Origin of the sequence: Candidatus Vesicomyosocius sp. SY067_SCS001 (assembly GCF_014706615.1) — a bacterium.
In the GTDB taxonomy this organism is placed as follows: Bacteria; Pseudomonadota; Gammaproteobacteria; order PS1; family Pseudothioglobaceae; genus Ruthia.
Window position 1 is genome coordinate 932,513 of sequence record NZ_CP054877.1, and the last position, 17,402, is coordinate 949,914.

Genomic DNA, 17,402 nt, shown 5'->3' on the forward strand with positions numbered 1-17,402 from the left:
GAAAAAAGATACAGAAATAAAATGATAAAATTATATACTTTATTATTTTATATGAGAACTCAGATGAAATCTGTATATCTTGAACATGTTAATAAACGCCAACAAAATAATTTACCGCCAATTGCCTTAAATACACAACAAACTGAATCAGTAATTAAGCATTTAATCAAAGGTGATCATTCACCTTTTTATCTTGATTTACTCACCCATCAGATACCACCTGGTGTTGATGAAGCTTCTTATATAAAGGCCAATTTTTTAAGTAGTGTTTCCAATGGAGATCAAACTTGTAATAGCATTTCTCAGGCGCATGCTACTTTTCTGTTAGGTACTATGATGGGTGGTTATAACATTAAGCCTTTAATTAAACTATTGGATATTGATACTACAAGAGAAAATGCACAAATAGCACTAGCAAGTACCTTATTGATTTATGAGGCATATCAGACTATTATGGATAAATCTAAAACTAATTTCTACGCTAAAAACGTTGTACAGAGTTGGGCAGATGCACAATGGTTTAACAAAAAAATACCCTTATCTGACAAAATTAAATTAACAGTTTTTCGTGTTGAAGGTGAAGTTAATACAGATGATTTATCACCTGCAACTCAAGCTTGGTCACGCCCAGATATTCCTTTACATGCGCAATCTATGTTAATTAAAAAAATGAATAACCCGCTTAAGACAATTAAAAAACTCAAACAAAAAGGCCTACCATTAGTCTTTGTTGGTGATATTGTTGGCACAGGATCTTCACGAAAATCTGCTATTAACTCAGTACTTTGGCACATTGGTCATGATATTAATTACATACCTAATAAACGAAGTGGTGGTATTATACTGGGTGGTAAGATTGCACCAATATTTTTTAATACCGCACAAGATTCTGGAGCCTTACCAATTGAGTGCGACGTTAGTAAAATGCGAATGGGTGATAAAATAACAATTTATCCATTTGAAGGAAAAATTACTAATAGCAAAGATGAGATTATTTCAACTTTTGTCATTTCACCAACTACACTGACTGATGAAGTACGTGCAGGTGGTCGAATCCCACTTATTATTGGCAGGGGTTTAACTGATAAAACTCGTAAAGACCTTGACTTACCTATCTCAACTACTTTTTTACGACCACAAACATTACGTAAAAGGACAGAAGAACAAAGTAGTAGTCAAAGTCATATTGGTTACACACTAGCACAAAAAATTGTTGGTAAAGCTTGTGGGGTAAATGGCATTTATCCAGGCACTTATTGTGAACCACGCATGTCTAGCGTAGGTTCACAAGACACTACAGGAGCAATGACACGTGATGAGCTAAAAGAATTGGCTTGTCTTGAATTTTCAGCAGATTTAGTCATGCAAAGTTTTTGTCATACAGCCGCTTATCCTAAACCTATTGATTTAGAATTGCAACACTCACTACCTGATTTTATGAACTCACGTGGTGGTGTATCACTAAAGCCAGGTGATGGAATTATCCACTCATGGCTTAATCGCATGCTATTGCCTGATACAGTAGGAACAGGTGGAGACTCTCATACACGCTTTCCTATTGGTATTAGTTTTCCAGCTGGATCTGGACTAGTTGCTTTTAGTGCTTCACTTGGCGTGTTACCGCTCAATATGCCTGAATCTATCTTGGTACGTTTTACCGGTAAAATACAATCAGGAATTACCTTAAGGGACCTAGTCAATGCAATCCCATACACAGCTATACAAAAAAACCTACTAAACATTGATAAATCTAACAAAAAAAATATTTTCTCAGGGCGTATTCTAGAAATTGAAGGGCTGAACAATTTAAAAGTAGAACAGGCATTCGAACTAGCCAATGCCTCAGCTGAGCGTTCTGCTAATGGTTGCACTATTAAACTAAATAAAGAACCTGTTATAGAATACTTAAGATCTAATATTGCTTTATTATCATCAATGATTAATAAAGGCTATGAAAATAAAAAAACTCTCGCTAGACGCATTCAAGCAATACAAAAATGGCTGGAAAAACCAGAACTACTAATAGCAGATTCAGATTGTGAATATACTTCCATTATTGAAATCAATCTTGATGAAATAAAAGAACCAATCTTGGCATGTCCAAATGACCCAGATGATGTCAAACCTCTATCAGAACTAGCTAACACCAAAATTGATGAAGTTTTTATTGGTTCTTGTATGACTAATATTGGTCATTTTAGAATGGCTGCACAATTATTAAAAAATGAATTAAATCTAGCAACTAAATTATGGATCGCACCACCCACCAGAATGGATAAAGCGCAACTCAAAGAAGAAGGTGTATATGATATATTTAATAAACTAACTAAACACGTCGAAATTCCCGGCTGTTCTTTATGTATGGGCAACCAAGCACAAGTTAAAAACAATGCCACAGTTGTATCTACCTCAACACGTAACTTCCCTAATCGCTTAGGAAATAATACAAACGTTTACTTATCTTCTGCTGAAGTGGCAACAATTACTGCAAAACTAGGATATATCCCAACAAACACAGAATATCAACTAGCAATAAAGAACATTAAACCAATAGAGGAACAAATTTATCAAAATCTAAATTTTGATAAATTAGAAGAATATAAAGAAGAGATAAATAATCTATCACTAAAAAATATCTTAAATGAATAATCAATAAAAAATTCCAAAGAAAAAATTATTCACTAATATTTGATTAAGAAAAGCTACTTAATCTTAACTTCCTTATACATCACATGTTTTCTAACAACTGGATCAAATTTTTTAACTTCTACCTTCTCCGGATGGAGGCGTTTATTTTTAGTGGCTGTATAAAAATGACCTGTTTTAGCTGATGACACTAATTTAATTTTCTCTCTCATAAACTTAACTCCTTAAACTTTCCGCGATGTGTACGAATCTCGGTTAATACAATATTGATACCTTTTTTATCAATAATACGAAATCCTTTAGCTGATAACTTCAACTTAACAAAACGATTCTCACTTTCTACCCAGAAACGATGTTTGTGAAGATTTGGATAAAAACGACGACGCGTTTTATTATTCGCATGAGATACATTATTACCACTAATTGGTCGCTTACCCGTAACCATACATACCTTTGCCATAACTCACCATCAAAAATCTAAAAGACATGAATTATATCTTAAAATTATTCAACTTTCAAAGGTAAATTATACAAAAATCTATTTACTATTAACCAAACAGACGGTATCATACACCAATGTCGGAGGGATGGCAGAGTGGCTGAATGCACCGGTCTTGAAAACCGGCAAGGGCTAATACCCTTCTAGGGTTCAAATCCCTATCCCTCTACCATGAATAACGCGAAATATACTACACTCACTAAATATTAAAACAACATTTATTTAGTCTTAATAAAATAACCTTTTATTAACTATTCTTACAAAAAGTTTACCACGTCCCGTATATTACCTGCTAAATACCAAAAAATTTACTTTTATGAAACAACTATTATTGTTTTGCACTAACATTAAAGATATGATTAAAGTAATAATTATTTTTATACTTTTAGATGATATTTATCATAAACTATTGGATTATCTTGTCTAGTAAGACAAATTTGCATACACTAAAAATAAAGACAAAAAACAAATATTTATCATCAAAGCAATATTTCTCTTATTACACCACAAATCATTTAAAATAAAAAAACTAAACAAAACTTAGTATTACAAAACAAATTAAACATTAATATACTTAATATCATAGCTTATATTAAGTTTAAATCAAAAAAAGAAACGATAGTCCTTAATCTAATAATAGAATTATAGCTGAAAAATAATAGTTAACATTTTAAACCATAATTATCTCTGCACTTCAATACGATCAATTAACGCATAATTATTGCTTTGTTTTAAATAATCCACCACATTCGATAAATTAATAATACTGAATACTGAAATACCAAAATTATGCTCAACTTCCTGAATAGCAGATTGTCCACTCTTACCTTTTTCTTGGCGATCAACTGCCACAATCACGCCTTTAACAGTAGCGCCATTTGCTTTAATAATATCCACCGCCTCATGAATAGCGGTACCTGCTGTGATTACGTCATCAATAATCAAAATATTACCTTCAAGTGGATGACCAATAATATCTCCGCCTTCTCCGTAAGTCTTTACTTCTTTACGATTAAAACTATAAGACACGTCTTTATTAAAAATATAATTAAATGCCACAGCTGTTGCCGTTACTAGTGGAATACCTTTGTAAGATGGACCAAATAAAACATCAAAATCTAAGCCACTATTCTCAATCGCTATAGCATAGAATTTTCCCAATTGAGAAAGATACTGCCCAGTATTAAACACTCCAACATTAAAAAAATAAGGGCTAATTCGACCAGATTTTAAGGTGAAATTACCAAACTTAAGCGCACCACTATTCAACATAAACTTTACAAAGTCTTCTTGATACTGTTCCATTTAATTTTCCTATAAAATAGTTCCAATGATAAGAATTATAACTACTAATGTCAATGGAATTCGTGCCGCCGAAAGAAAAGGTTTTTTAAATTGGATAAAAACTCAAAATGCAGACGTAGTTTGTCTGCAAGAAATCAAGGCAAAAGAAGATCAATTAGATGAGCGATTTTATCCAAAAGAATACCATTGCTATTATCAACCTGCCGAAAAGAAAGGCTATTCTGGCACGACAATTTTTACCAAACAAACACCCATTCAAGTCATTAAAGAAAGTCCATGGAAAGATATTAATTTTGAAGGACGATTTATTCAAGTTAACTTCAAAAAATTTTCAGTTATTTCAATTTATATACATTCAGGTAGTGCCAAACAAACACGCCAAGATTTAAAAATGGAATTTTTAAATGAACGATTTATGCCTTACTTACAAGATCTTAAGATAAGCGAACGTAAGGTAATTATTTGTGGTGATATGAATATTATACACCAAGAAAGAGATATCAAGAATTGGAAAGCCAATCAAAAAAATTCAGGCTGCTTACCAGAAGAACGCGCTTGGCTGGATAAGTTGTTTTTTAAAGTTGGCTTTATTGATGGATTTCGTGAAGTCAATCAAAAAGATAATCAATACACTTGGTGGAGCAATCGAGGACAAGCATGGGCGAATAATATCGGCTGGCGTATTGATTATCAAATTCTAACTCCAAATCTTAAAGGTAAAGTTAAAAATGCTAATATTTATAAAAATAAGCGTTTTTCAGACCATGCACCAATTATTATAGATTATCAACTATGACAAACGTCAATAATAACAAATCTGCATCAAATACATTATTTCTAATAGTTTAAATAAGATAAATAAACAAACAACGATAAAAGATAAGACACTCTAATTCAACACTATCTATATCTTGCTACATCTGAACTTTAAACATTTCTAAATACTAGATTACTTGGAAAAGTAACAGTATTAAATACTAGTTAATTACATTAATTTAATCAAAATTATCAACTCTTTTGATTAATTCAACATCGTTAAATTATTGCTTAAACGATCATTTATGACGTACTATTTCCATCTATTACAAATTTAAATAGCTTGTTCAAATTTAAATAGCTTGTTCAAATTTAAATATAACATAGGTCAATGATAGTTAAAGTCTACATAATTAAGTTATATACAAATAATCTAATTGGGACTACTTAACACTAATATTAATATAGAATAACTCTATATCTGTATTAATTGTATGTAACATTGAGATGTTTTGATTAATTAGACATAAAAAATTTATAAAGTAAGTATAACTTACCAAAGAAAAATGAACCTTATTAACCTAAGCCTAAATATTCTATTCATCCTACTATCATAAGAAATTTTATCCTATTTATTCTAGATACAAATAAAGTCATTATAATAACAGGTAAATAGAAAACCATTTTTTGGTTTAATACTTATAAATATACCATACATCACTTAACTTTCAAACGGTAAAATACAGATTATTATAACGAATAACTCTTATAAAATACTCGTTCCTTTAGATTTTTTAATACGTTTTTTGTTTTAATTTTATTGGCAACAATCCATTAAATACTATTTATATTTATGCTAATATTTTGATAAATCAAATAAGAAAAATTAAAAGTTTTGTACGTCGTCCTGGCAGATTAACTCTAGGTCAGGAAATGGGTCTGACTAAGTTTTGGGTAGATCATGGAGTAGATTTACCAAAAGGTAAAATTGATTTAAATGCTTTATTTGTTAAACAACAAAAAATTGTTTTAGAAATTGGTTTTGGCAATGGCGATAGTTTACTGAAAATGGCAATTAATACACCTGATAGAAATTTTTTGGGTATTGAAGTGTATGAAGCAGGTGTTGGTCAATTAATTAATAAGGCGCACAAGTACCAATTAAATAATCTTAAAATAATTAAAGAAGATGCTGTTAAAGTATTAACAAATCATATAGAAGATAATAGTTTTAATCTTTTTCAACTGTTTTTCCCTGATCCATGGCATAAAAAAAAGCATTTTAAACGTCGATTAGTACAAACTGATTTTTTAAATTTATTATCACATAAAATGATTAAAAGTGGAAAAATTCATATAATAACTGACTGGAAACATTATGCTATTCATATGATGACAATCTTAGAAAACCACCCTAACTTTAAAAACACACAGAATGCTCCTATCTATTCACCGAGACCTGAACATCAACCTATTACCAAGTTTGAACAACGAAGTCATAAACTTGGACATGATGTTTGGAATTTGATCTTTACAAACGAGAAATAATATGATTTTTCCAATATTTGTAGTCATGACTCTGCTTGAAATTTATGTACTCGCCTCAGTAGGTGCTGCTATTGGTGGTTTTTCAACAGTTTTATTAGTCATCATCACAGCATTTATTGGCTTCTTTTTATTAAAACAACAAGGTTATTCAACAATAGCTAAAGCACAAAATACAATCTCAAATAGTCAAACATCTACCTTTACAAGGCTTGAAGGTGTAATAATTGTATTATCTGGTGTGTTGTTATTAACCCCTGGGTTTATTACTGATATGATTGGTCTCTTAGGTCTATTACCCTTTTCTAGATCTTATTTTATTAACCGAATTTTAGAAAAAAATGCAAAAAAAATATTTAACAACAATCACTCTGGTTTTATTCATAAAACCCAAAACACTCAACCTCAACAACGTAATGAAAAGAACACCATTGAAGGTGAATTTTGGGAGGATTAAACACTCTTAATGACTGGTTAAATTACCAAAAAAACTTACATTTTAAGAAAATTGATTTAGGACTAGAACGTGTTACAGAAGTTTATAAAAAACTTTTTCCAAAAGGCGTACTTTTTCAAGTAATTACAGTTGCTGGTACGAATGGTAAGGGTTCCACCGTTGCTTTTATTGATAGTATTTACCAACAATCAAACTTTAAAGTGGGAAAATTTAGCTCGCCACACATTCTTAAATACAATGAACGCTTTGTGATTAACGGTATACAAGCTACTGATAGGAAGATTTGTTCAGCGTTTAATAAAATAGAGCAAGTTCGAGAAAAAACATCACTCACTTATTTTGAATTTTCAACACTAGCTGCTCTGATTATTTTTGATCTAGAAAAAGTTGATGTGGCTGTATTAGAAGTAGGAATGGGTGGTCGGCTTGATTCAGTTAATATTGTTGATAATAACGTTAGTGTTATCACCAATATTGACATTGATCATGTAGATTATTTAGGGAATACTCGTGAATTAATTGGGTTTGAGAAAGCAGGCATTATGCGAAAAAATACACCTTGTATTTGTGCTGATACTCATCCGCCCACTTCAATTAATCAACATGCACATCAAATCAATGCGCAACTAGAATTTGTAAAACAAAGATACACAGGTGATATTGGCCTAATTAGCAAGCATCAACAACAAAATGCAGCAACAGCAATACTTACTGTACAAAAATTGAATAAAACGTTACCAATAAATACTACTGAAATTAAAACAGGTATTAAATATGTAAAACTTAATGCCAGATTCCAAATAGAAACTATTCATAATAAAACCTTTATTTTTGATGTTGCACACAATGCAGCTGCAGTTAAAGTATTATCAGCAGAACTAGCAAAGCAAAAAAGTCCTACCATTGCAATATTTTCAGCTTTAAAAGATAAAAATATTGGTTTGATGATTAATAAAATTAGTATGATTATAAATCAATGGCTATTAGTACCACTTAATGTTAGCCGGGCAATAAGTATGCAAACACTTAGCAACCAGTTTAGTTTAGATCATAATATCCAAATTTGCAATGATATGCAAGACGCTATTAATCACAGCATTAATGACAAACAATATCAGCGCATTGTTATTTTTGGGTCATTTTATGTTGTGGCTAATGCATTGAAAATACTTACCCCATTTATGAAAAATAATAAATAATAAATCTTGTACAATTACAACTAATCACATAGTATCTCTAGGAGGGAATTAATGAACGAGTTCTTTATAACTATTTGGAGCATTATTGAACGCTTAGTTTGGTCAGATTGGATAATCATTGCTATTTTAGCTATATTCATAATACTAGGATTTAAGCGTGGACTAGCAAAAGAGCTAATTAACTTAAGTTTTTTATTACTAGCAATGTTAATTGCATTGTTGTTTTACCAAATATTAGCTACAAGTTCACTTATAATTTGGCTAACACCATCACATCAATCTCATTTAACTATCTCATTTGGAATAATTTTTATTTGTATTGTAATTATCAAAAAATTAAGTTACAAACTAACACAACTTTCTTTAACCATTGATAATCCTTGTGTACTAAACAAACTATTTGCACTAACGATTCTTTTCACGGCAATTACAATATTTAGCTGTCATCACCTAGATATTATAGGTGGATTAGATATTATAGAAATGCTTATTGGTAATAAATATATTCGTATAAGTTTATCATTTATTATTTTATTTAGTTCTATTTTTGGTATTTTTACTTTTATATCAAAAATATTAAACATTTCTATTGATAAAACAAAACCTTGTTTCTTATTATCTTTTTTCGAGAAAATACTTAAAATTTTACAAGCAATAGACATTAAACTTAATGCAAGAAATATTAACAGCATCCAAAACAGTGTATTAGGTTCAATGATGGGATTAATTAAAGCCAACTTAGTAATTTTAATCATAGTGTTAATGTTACAAAATATTAGTTGGGTTTCACAACAATATTATTGGATTGAAACAAATGGTGCTTTAAAAATATTTCAAGATATAGCCTCAAATATCAAACCTGAATTGTCGCAATACTTGCTGTTTATTAACAATAATTAAGGATTAAGTATTATGTGTGGTATTGTTGGTATTTTATCTACTACTAAAAAAGATATAGCTATTTATATTTATGATGCGTTAACTATTCTACAGCACCGTGGTCAAGATGCAGCAGGTATTGTAACTGCCTATAAAGGACGTTTTTATATGCGTAAATCAAACGGCCTAGTTAAAAACGTCTTTAGAACTAAACACATGACACAATTATTAGGTGATATGGGTATTGGACATGTGCGTTATCCTACTTCAGGAAGTTCCTCCAATGCAGAAGTGCAACCTTTCTATGTTAACTCTCCATATGGTATTACATTTGCACATAACGGTAACCTAACTAATACTAAACAATTATCTCAAGAATTATTTGAACAAGACCTTCGTCATATTAACACCAATTCTGATTCAGAAATTTTACTGAATGTATTTGCCAGTGAATTAGCTAAACTACAAAAACAACGTATTAACGAGTCTGATATTTTTAACTCTGTCTCACAAGTACACAAGCGTGTACGAGGTGCTTATGCAGCCATTGGTATGATTCCAGGATATGGTATTTTTGGCTTTAGAGACCCAAATGGCATTCGTCCACTTATTCTTGGTAAACGCATCACCAAAAGTGGCACTAAATATATGTTGGCTTCTGAAAGTGTAGCACTTAGAGCTCTAGGTTATAAAATTACTCAAGATATAAAACCGGGTGAAGCAGTAGTTATTGATAGAAAGGGTAATATATTTATTAAACAATGCACAAAAAAAGCCAAATACTCACTCTGTATATTTGAATTTGTATATTTTGCTCGTCCAGATTCAGTAATTGATAATATTTCAGTATATAAATCTCGTTTAAGAATGGGGGAAAAATTAGCCGAAAAAATTCATAAAGAATGGGACATTAATAACATTGACGTTGTTATCCCTATCCCTGACACTTCTAGAGTAGCTGCTTTACAACTAGCACATAAATTAGACGTTAAATACAGTGAAGGATTAATTAGAAATAGATATATTGCTCGTACATTTATCATGCCAGGACAAAAACTTCGCAAAAAATCAGTACGCCAAAAACTCAGTACAATTGAACTTGAGTTTAAAAACAAAAATGTATTATTGGTCGATGATTCCATTGTACGTGGCACAACCAGTGAGCAAATTGTACAAATGGCTCGTGACGCTGGCGCTAATAAGGTATTTTTTGCCTCAGCCGCACCTGCTGTACGTTATCCAAATGTATATGGTATTGATATGGCAAGTAATAAAGAACTTATTGCCCACAATAAAAATATCGATCAAATCTGCAAAGCTATCGGTGCAGACAAGCTAATCTATCAAGATTTAGACGATTTAATCTGGTGCGTACAACAAGGTAATAAGGAAATTAACACATTTGATTGCTCTTGTTTTAATGGTCAATATGTGACCAACGATATTGACCAAGACTATCTTGAACATATTGAATTTTTACGAGGAAACTCCACTAAAAAAAATAACAATACCTGTGAAGCTTCTGAATTAATTGGTAATGATGTAGAATAGAGTTATTTAACAATTTTAAAAATACATGAAAGACTTAAGCTTTAATACTAAAGCCATACGCACAGGTTATAGAACTACTACTGAAAAAGAACATTCTGAGGCTATATTTTTAACCTCCAGTTTTGTTTTTAGCTCAGCTGAACAAGCTGCCAATTGCTTTTCTAAAAAAGATCCAGGAAATATTTATGCACGTTTTACCAATCCTACAGTGGATGCCTTTGAAAAAAAATTAGCTATACTTGAAGGTGCACAAGCATGTGTTGCAACTTCATCTGGTATGGCAGCGATCTTTGCAACCATTATGGCATTATTTAAATCAGGTGATCATATTGTTGCTTCGCGCAATATGTTTGGCACCTCAATTATAATGCTAAATACAATTATTACTAAATTTAACATTGACATTAGTTTTGTCAATTTATCTGACTTATCAGCTTGGGAAAATGCACTCAAAAATAACACCAAGCTCTTTTTACTTGAAACCCCATCTAACCCGTTAGGTGAGGTTGTGAATATTGACGCACTTAGCAAAATATCAAAAGCCAATAGTATTCTGCTAGCAGTTGATAATACAATTCTAAGCCCTGCACTACAAACCCCTATTACTTTAGGTGCTGATATTGTCATACACTCAGCTACTAAATATATTGATGGTCAAGGTAGATGTTTAGCAGGTGTTATAGCTGGAAGTACTGATATTATTGAACAAATTCATAAATTTTTACGCACCACAGGTCCTAGTTTAAGTGCCTTTAATGCTTGGATTGTACTTAAAGGGTTAGACACCTTAAGTCTTAGAATGAAGGCACATTCGGACAATGCTCTCAAACTTGCTATTTGGCTTGAAGCCCAAGATCAAGTAGAAAAAGTCTATTATTTAGGTCTGCCCTCCCACCCTAATCACAATTTGGCAAAATCCCAGCAATCTGGCTTTGGTGGTATTGTATCGTTTAAAATTAAAGGTGGGAAAAAATCGGCCTTTAAAATAATTAACGCTACTAATATACTTTCTATTACCGCCAATTTAGGTGATACAAAATCTACCATTACTCATCCAGCAACAACAACACACGGGCGTTTAACAGATGAAGAAAGACTTAACGCTCATATAACAGATGGATTAATCAGAATATCTGTTGGGCTAGAAGACATTAAGGACATCATTGCTGATATTAAGCAGACACTGGTATAATCTAGATAATTGTTTTACATAGAACACAATGCAAAATTCTTTCTCTTATAATGAATTAATTAAATGTGGTGATGGCGAATTGTTTGGATTAGGTAATGCCCAACTGCCAAAGCCTCCTATGCTGATGTTTGATCGTATTAGTCATATTTCCAATGATGGAGGTGAATACGGCAAAGGTGAAATTATTGCTGAATTAGATATTAATCCTAATTTATGGTTTTTTAAATGTCATTTTAATGAAGACCCAGTTATGCCTGGTTGCTTAGGACTAGATGCAATGTGGCAATTAATTGGTTTTTATCTTGGATGGTTAGGAGGTACTGGCAGAGGTCGTGCACTCGGTGCTGGTAATATTAAATTTGTTGGACAAGTGCTACCAAGTGCAAAAAAATTAACCTACAAGATAGACTTATCACGCGTTATTGCACGCAAATTGTATATGGGTGTAGCCGACGCAACCATGGAAGTAGATAGCAAGGTAATTTACGATGCTACCAACCTTAAAGTTGGATTATTTACTGATACTAGCAAAATGTAATGCATAGAGTTGTTGTCACAGGAATGGGAGTTGTTTCCAGTTTAGGTGCAAATTGTGCAGAGGTTCTAAACTCTTTAAAAACCTCTAAATCAGGTATTAAATTTAATGAAACTCAGGAAAATATAGGGCTTCGTTCACACCTATCTGGAACAATTTCTGAGATAAATTCAGACGAAATTATTGATAGAAAGATGAAACGCTTTATGGCTGATGCCGCCATTTACAATGCAGTTGCACTAGACGAAGCAATTAAACAATCAGGCTTAACAAAAGTACAAATCTCAAATGAACGTACTGGACTTATTATGGGTTCTGGTGGAGCTAGTAACCAAAATATAGTTGAAGCTACCGATATATTACGAAAAAAAGGTATTAAACGCGTTGGTCCTTATCGTGTACCGCGTACAATGGGATCTACAACCTCAGCTTGTCTTTCAACTCTATTCAAAATTAAAGGCATTAACTATTCAATCAGTTCTGCCTGCTCAACATCCGCACACTGTATTGGAAATGCCATGGAACAAATACAAATGGGCAAACAAGATGTGGTATTTGCTGGTGGTGGTGAGGAACTAGATTGGTCATTAACCATGTTATTTGATGCAATGGGTGCTTTATCTTCTAAATATAATAAATCCCCTGAGCAAGCATCTCGTGCTTTTGACAAAGAACGAGATGGCTTTATAATTTCTGGTGGTGGTGGTGCTTTAGCGCTTGAATCACTAGAATACGCACAAGCTCGAGGCGCAACTATTCTTGCAGAATTAACAGGCTATGGCGCAACTTCCGATGGTTATGATATGGTTGTGCCATCTGGTGATGGTGCTAAACGTTGTATGGAAATTGCTATATCAACAGTAAATGGACCTATTAACTACATTAATGCTCACGGCACCTCAACGCCAGTTGGCGATGTAAAAGAACTAAATGCTATCAAAGAAGTCTTTGGCGATAATATTCCTAATATTAGCTCAACTAAATCACTTTCAGGCCATGCACTAGGTGCGGCTGGTGTGAATGAATCAATTTACTCATTACTAATGTTACAAAATAATTTTATGACAAAATCTGTAAATATCAATATACTAGATGAAGCAGCTAAAGGTATGCCAATTATACAAACAACAATCAAACAAACATTTAACCGAGTTATGTCGAATAGTTTTGGTTTTGGTGGTACAAATGCTTGTTTAGTCTTCGAAAAATTTAAATAATAAATATTAAAATATAACACAAGAATCCATTCTTGGATCATGTTGTAATAACTCAAAGAAAAATTATTTTAATTTTTCTCATAACAACAAAATATATAAGATTACTAACGACTATTTAATAAATAACCATATAATACATGTTTAGATTATCTTGTATATTATGGATTATTAGTTCAACATCTTAACTTTGAGTATTTATCCATTTAAAACAGCACGTACATTATATAACTCTATAAAAAAATTTAGTTTATTTAAATAATATTTTTCCTATCAGTCTTCATCCTTAACATTAATAACAAAAGTAAAAAACTGACGCACGCTAATTAATACTACCTTGTCTATATCAATCTAAAAAACATAATACGTTAATAAGACCTATCATAGTTAGGATAAAAATAAAAAACATAGTAATTTGATTATAATCTATACTAATATTGTTTTTCAAATAAAACTATATGAATTAATGTTAACTTACATGTTTTAATTAAATTTAATTAAATTAAGGTCTAGACTTTGATTTCTCAGATGAAAATAAATTTTCCTTTGTAATACCTAACTCAAGAATCATCAAACTTGCAACATAAATAGAAGAATAAGTGCCCACTACTACACCAATTAGTAATGCTAAAGAAAAACTATGAATAATCTCACCACCTAAAAAGAACAGTGCCAATAACACCAATAAGGTAGTCAAAGAGGTTGTTATTGTTCTAGATAGTGTTTGGTTAAGTGCATCATTAATAATCCTAGAGGATTCAATATGATGTGTTAACAAGAAATTCTCACGAATCCGATCAAACACCACAATAGTATCATTCAAGGAGTAACCAATAACTGCTAATATAGCAGCCAGTACCGTCAAATCAAACTCGATTTGGAATAATGAAAAAACACCCAAAATAATGATAACATCATGAATAAGAGCTGTAATTGAACCCAATGAAAAACGATATTCGAAACGAAATGAAACATAAATCAAAATACCAATCAGGGCATATAACATTGCTAGACCACTATCATTCGTAAGCTCTTCACCCACTTTAGGACCCACAAATTCAACCCGACGAATATCAACATCACCGCCCAATAAGTAAATAATTTTTGAACTTAACTTAGCATTAGAAATTGATTGAGATTCTAAACGAATTAAAATTTCATTAGTTGAACCAAAATATTGAACATTAGCCCTTTTAAAATTTGCATTCACCAAAACAGCTCTAATCTCAGCTAAATCAACACTTTGTTGATATCCTACTTCAATTAAAGTACCTCCTTTAAAATCAATGCCTAATTTAAGTCCATTTGTAGTTAATGAAAAAATACTAGCTGAAATTAATAACACTGAAAATATAATGGCATAAGTACGCTTACCCATGAAGTTAATCGTTGGAATATTTAATACTTTAAAACTCATATTGAAATATCTTCTAACTTCTTACCACTATATATCTTATTAATTATTGCACGTGAGACAATAATAGCTGTAAACATTGAAGTAATAATACCAATTGACAAGGTAATCGCAAAGCCTTTAATTGGGCCAGTACCAAAACTAAATAAAATCAATGCCACAATCAAAGTCGTAATATTAGCATCTAAAATAGTCAATAACGCCTTATCATAACCAATTGAAATAGCTTTCTGAAAATTTCTATTCATTCCCATTTCTTCTTTAATACGTTCAAAGATTAACACATTAGCATCAACTGCCATACCTACTGTTAACACAATACCTGCAATACCTGGCAGTGTAAGAGTGGCTTGCAATAAAGACAAAATAGATAAAATCATCACTAAATTAAGCGTCAAAGCCACATTTGCTACCATACCAAATAGTTGATAACGCATAGCCATAAACAATAACACTAAAATAAATCCAACCAATACTGATATAACTCCTTTAATTATATTATCTGAACCAAGACTTGGACCAATAGTACGTTCTTCAATAATTTCAATCGGCGCTGAAAGAGAGCCAGCTCTTAATAATAACGCTAAATTACGAGCCTCTTTAATATTATCAATACCTGTAATCTGAAACCGTGACGAAAATATACCTTGAATTGTAGCAGCATTAATAATATCTCTAGTAGTGGTACGCTTCTTAATGGTTTTACCATTTTTAACAAGTGTTTCAACTTTATTCTCAATAAAAACAACTGCCATACGATGGTGCAAGTATCTTTTAGTGGTATTAAACATTGCCCTACCACCAGTACTATCAAGTGTGATATTAACCATTGGTGTGTTATTTTCTTGATTAATACCAGACGTTGCACCCGTAATATTTTCACCCGTTGTAATCACATGACTTTTTAGCAAAAGTGGACGACCATCTTTAAAATAATAAAGTTTTGAGCCAATCGGTAACCGCCCTGACTGAATAGCTATTTGTGGGTCATTTTTTTCATCAACCAATCTAAATTCTAAAGTTGCTACCGCACCTAAAATTTCTTTTGCTCTGGCTGTATCTTGTACACCTGGTAGTTGGACAACAATACGTTCCAGACCTTGCTGTTGAATAATTGGCTCTGCTACGCCTAATTCATTCACTCGATTACGCAACGTTATAATATTTTGTTTAAGCGCACTTCTCTTAGCTTGTTTTTGTACACTCTCACTAATTCTAATATTTAGTAATAAATCATCTGTATTATTCAGCATAATTAAATCACTCAATTCTGATTTAATTAACTTAGATGCCTCGTCTTTTAATTCAGATCGCTTAAAATGAATAACAATACTATTACCTTCTTGCTTTATGCTATTATATAATCTATCTTTACGTAATAAAACACGAAGTTCATTGTATGCTATATCCATAGAAGCTGAAATTACCGCTTCCATATCAACTTCTAATAAAAAGTGAACACCGCCTCTCAGGTCTAATCCAAGTGACATAGCCTTACCACCGATACTTGCCAACCAAACTGGCACAGAAGGTGCCAAATTTAACGCCACCACATAACGCCGACTCAGCGCCTGATTAATAACATCTTTAGCCAAAAGCTGTTGTGTATTATCCTTAAAACGTACTAAGATCCTTTGATTAATTAATTCAATAGATTTAAACTCAATTTGTTGAATCTTTAATACATTTTTAATTTTAACCAAATCCTGATCAACAATCAAATTATTACCTGCACTGGACACTTGAAGAGCTAAATCAGAACCAAATATATTAGGTAATGCATACAATATTGAAAACAATAAAACAAATACAATTAATGCATTTTTATACCATGAATAATGATTCATAACAGTTATGTTTAATTAAATTTTAGCGCTCCCTTTTGGCATTTTTTGATTAATACCTTGCTTTTGCACCTTAACCACAACACCATTAGCAATTTCTAATATTGCAAAAGATTCATCTACAGAAACAACTTTACCAACTATACCGCCATTAGTAACAACCTCATCATCTTTTTTTAAGGCTACTAATAATATTTTATGCTCCTTGGCACGTTTTTGCTGAGGTCTAATCAGTAAAAAATACATCAATGCAAACATAACCAATAAAAATGGTAACCCACTCCATGAATCTATAATACTACTCTCTGATACTAAACCTTCTGCGAATGCTGGTACAATAATTAAATCTAATAAATTCATTTTATC

At 31.7% G+C, this 17,402-nt stretch carries 16 protein-coding genes and 1 tRNA gene; 11 read left to right on the forward strand and 6 right to left on the reverse strand.

Annotated elements, in window-relative coordinates:
• Positions 1-63: 63 nt before the first annotated feature.
• Positions 64-2,649, forward strand: coding sequence for a bifunctional aconitate hydratase 2/2-methylisocitrate dehydratase (locus tag HUW60_RS04480; RefSeq protein ID WP_190600335.1), 2,586 nt, complete (start codon positions 64-66; stop codon positions 2,647-2,649).
• Positions 2,650-2,702: 53 nt separating this feature from the next.
• On the opposite strand, the gene rpmG is transcribed toward HUW60_RS04480, so the two are convergent.
• Positions 2,703-2,858, reverse strand: coding sequence for a 50S ribosomal protein L33 (gene rpmG / locus HUW60_RS04485; protein ID WP_190600336.1), 156 nt, complete (start codon positions 2,856-2,858; stop codon positions 2,703-2,705).
• Positions 2,855-3,106, reverse strand: coding sequence for a 50S ribosomal protein L28 (rpmB, locus tag HUW60_RS04490; protein ID WP_190600337.1), 252 nt, complete (start codon positions 3,104-3,106; stop codon positions 2,855-2,857). The genes rpmG and rpmB overlap by 4 nt, the downstream gene beginning before the upstream one ends.
• Positions 3,107-3,227: 121 nt before the next feature.
• Between rpmB and HUW60_RS04495 the strand changes: the two genes are divergently transcribed.
• A tRNA-Ser gene (locus HUW60_RS04495) sits at positions 3,228-3,317 on the forward strand.
• Between the two features lie 509 nt (positions 3,318-3,826).
• Here HUW60_RS04495 and pyrE read toward each other — a convergent pair.
• On the reverse strand, positions 3,827-4,450 hold the full coding sequence (gene pyrE / locus HUW60_RS04500) for an orotate phosphoribosyltransferase (protein ID WP_190600338.1): 624 nt from the start codon (positions 4,448-4,450) through the stop codon (positions 3,827-3,829).
• Positions 4,451-4,478: 28 nt separating this feature from the next.
• On the opposite strand from pyrE, the gene HUW60_RS04505 reads away from it, so the two are divergent.
• The 9 genes from HUW60_RS04505 to fabB all read left to right on the forward strand — a co-directional run bounded on the left by HUW60_RS04505 (position 4,479) and on the right by fabB (position 13,781).
• Positions 4,479-5,246: an exodeoxyribonuclease III gene (locus HUW60_RS04505; protein ID WP_190600886.1), complete on the forward strand. Its 768-nt coding sequence runs from the start codon at positions 4,479-4,481 to the stop codon at positions 5,244-5,246.
• A gap of 824 nt (positions 5,247-6,070) precedes the next feature.
• The gene (trmB, locus tag HUW60_RS04510) at positions 6,071-6,754 is read left to right on the forward strand and encodes a tRNA (guanosine(46)-N7)-methyltransferase TrmB (RefSeq protein WP_238924469.1); all 684 of its coding nucleotides are present in this window, start codon (positions 6,071-6,073) and stop codon (positions 6,752-6,754) included.
• A gap of 1 nt (position 6,755) precedes the next feature.
• A complete protein-coding gene (locus HUW60_RS04515) occupies positions 6,756-7,208 on the forward strand; it encodes an FxsA family protein (protein WP_190600339.1) in 453 nt (150 codons plus the stop codon).
• Positions 7,196-8,407: a bifunctional folylpolyglutamate synthase/dihydrofolate synthase gene (locus HUW60_RS04520; protein ID WP_190600340.1), complete on the forward strand. Its 1,212-nt coding sequence runs from the start codon at positions 7,196-7,198 to the stop codon at positions 8,405-8,407. The genes HUW60_RS04515 and HUW60_RS04520 overlap by 13 nt, the downstream gene beginning before the upstream one ends.
• 51 nt (positions 8,408-8,458) lie before the next feature.
• The gene (locus HUW60_RS04525) at positions 8,459-9,307 is read left to right on the forward strand and encodes a CvpA family protein (protein WP_190600341.1); all 849 of its coding nucleotides are present in this window, start codon (positions 8,459-8,461) and stop codon (positions 9,305-9,307) included.
• A 12-nt stretch (positions 9,308-9,319) separates the two neighbouring features.
• Complete coding sequence (gene purF / locus HUW60_RS04530) at positions 9,320-10,837, forward strand: amidophosphoribosyltransferase (RefSeq protein ID WP_190600342.1); 1,518 nt, start codon at positions 9,320-9,322, stop codon at positions 10,835-10,837.
• A 25-nt stretch (positions 10,838-10,862) separates the two neighbouring features.
• Positions 10,863-12,029: an O-succinylhomoserine sulfhydrylase gene (locus HUW60_RS04535; RefSeq protein WP_190600343.1), complete on the forward strand. Its 1,167-nt coding sequence runs from the start codon at positions 10,863-10,865 to the stop codon at positions 12,027-12,029.
• Positions 12,030-12,057: 28 nt separating this feature from the next.
• Positions 12,058-12,567 carry a bifunctional 3-hydroxydecanoyl-ACP dehydratase/trans-2-decenoyl-ACP isomerase gene (fabA, locus tag HUW60_RS04540; RefSeq protein ID WP_190600344.1) on the forward strand — a complete coding sequence of 170 codons (510 nt, stop codon included), beginning with the start codon at positions 12,058-12,060 and terminating at the stop codon, positions 12,565-12,567.
• A complete protein-coding gene (gene fabB / locus HUW60_RS04545) occupies positions 12,567-13,781 on the forward strand; it encodes a beta-ketoacyl-ACP synthase I (protein WP_190600345.1) in 1,215 nt (404 codons plus the stop codon). The genes fabA and fabB overlap by 1 nt, the downstream gene beginning before the upstream one ends.
• Positions 13,782-14,280: 499 nt before the next feature.
• On the opposite strand, the gene secF is transcribed toward fabB, so the two are convergent.
• Genes secF through yajC form a run of 3 tightly spaced genes read right to left on the reverse strand, consistent with a single transcriptional unit; the run spans position 14,281 to position 17,396 of the window.
• A complete protein-coding gene (gene secF, locus HUW60_RS04550) occupies positions 14,281-15,195 on the reverse strand; it encodes a protein translocase subunit SecF (protein WP_190600346.1) in 915 nt (304 codons plus the stop codon).
• The gene (gene secD, locus HUW60_RS04555) at positions 15,192-17,039 is read right to left on the reverse strand and encodes a protein translocase subunit SecD (RefSeq protein ID WP_190600347.1); all 1,848 of its coding nucleotides are present in this window, start codon (positions 17,037-17,039) and stop codon (positions 15,192-15,194) included. Before secD ends, secF begins: the two co-directional genes overlap by 4 nt.
• A 15-nt stretch (positions 17,040-17,054) precedes the next feature.
• On the reverse strand, positions 17,055-17,396 hold the full coding sequence (gene yajC, locus HUW60_RS04560) for a preprotein translocase subunit YajC (RefSeq protein WP_190600348.1): 342 nt from the start codon (positions 17,394-17,396) through the stop codon (positions 17,055-17,057).
• Positions 17,397-17,402: the final 6 nt, after the last annotated feature.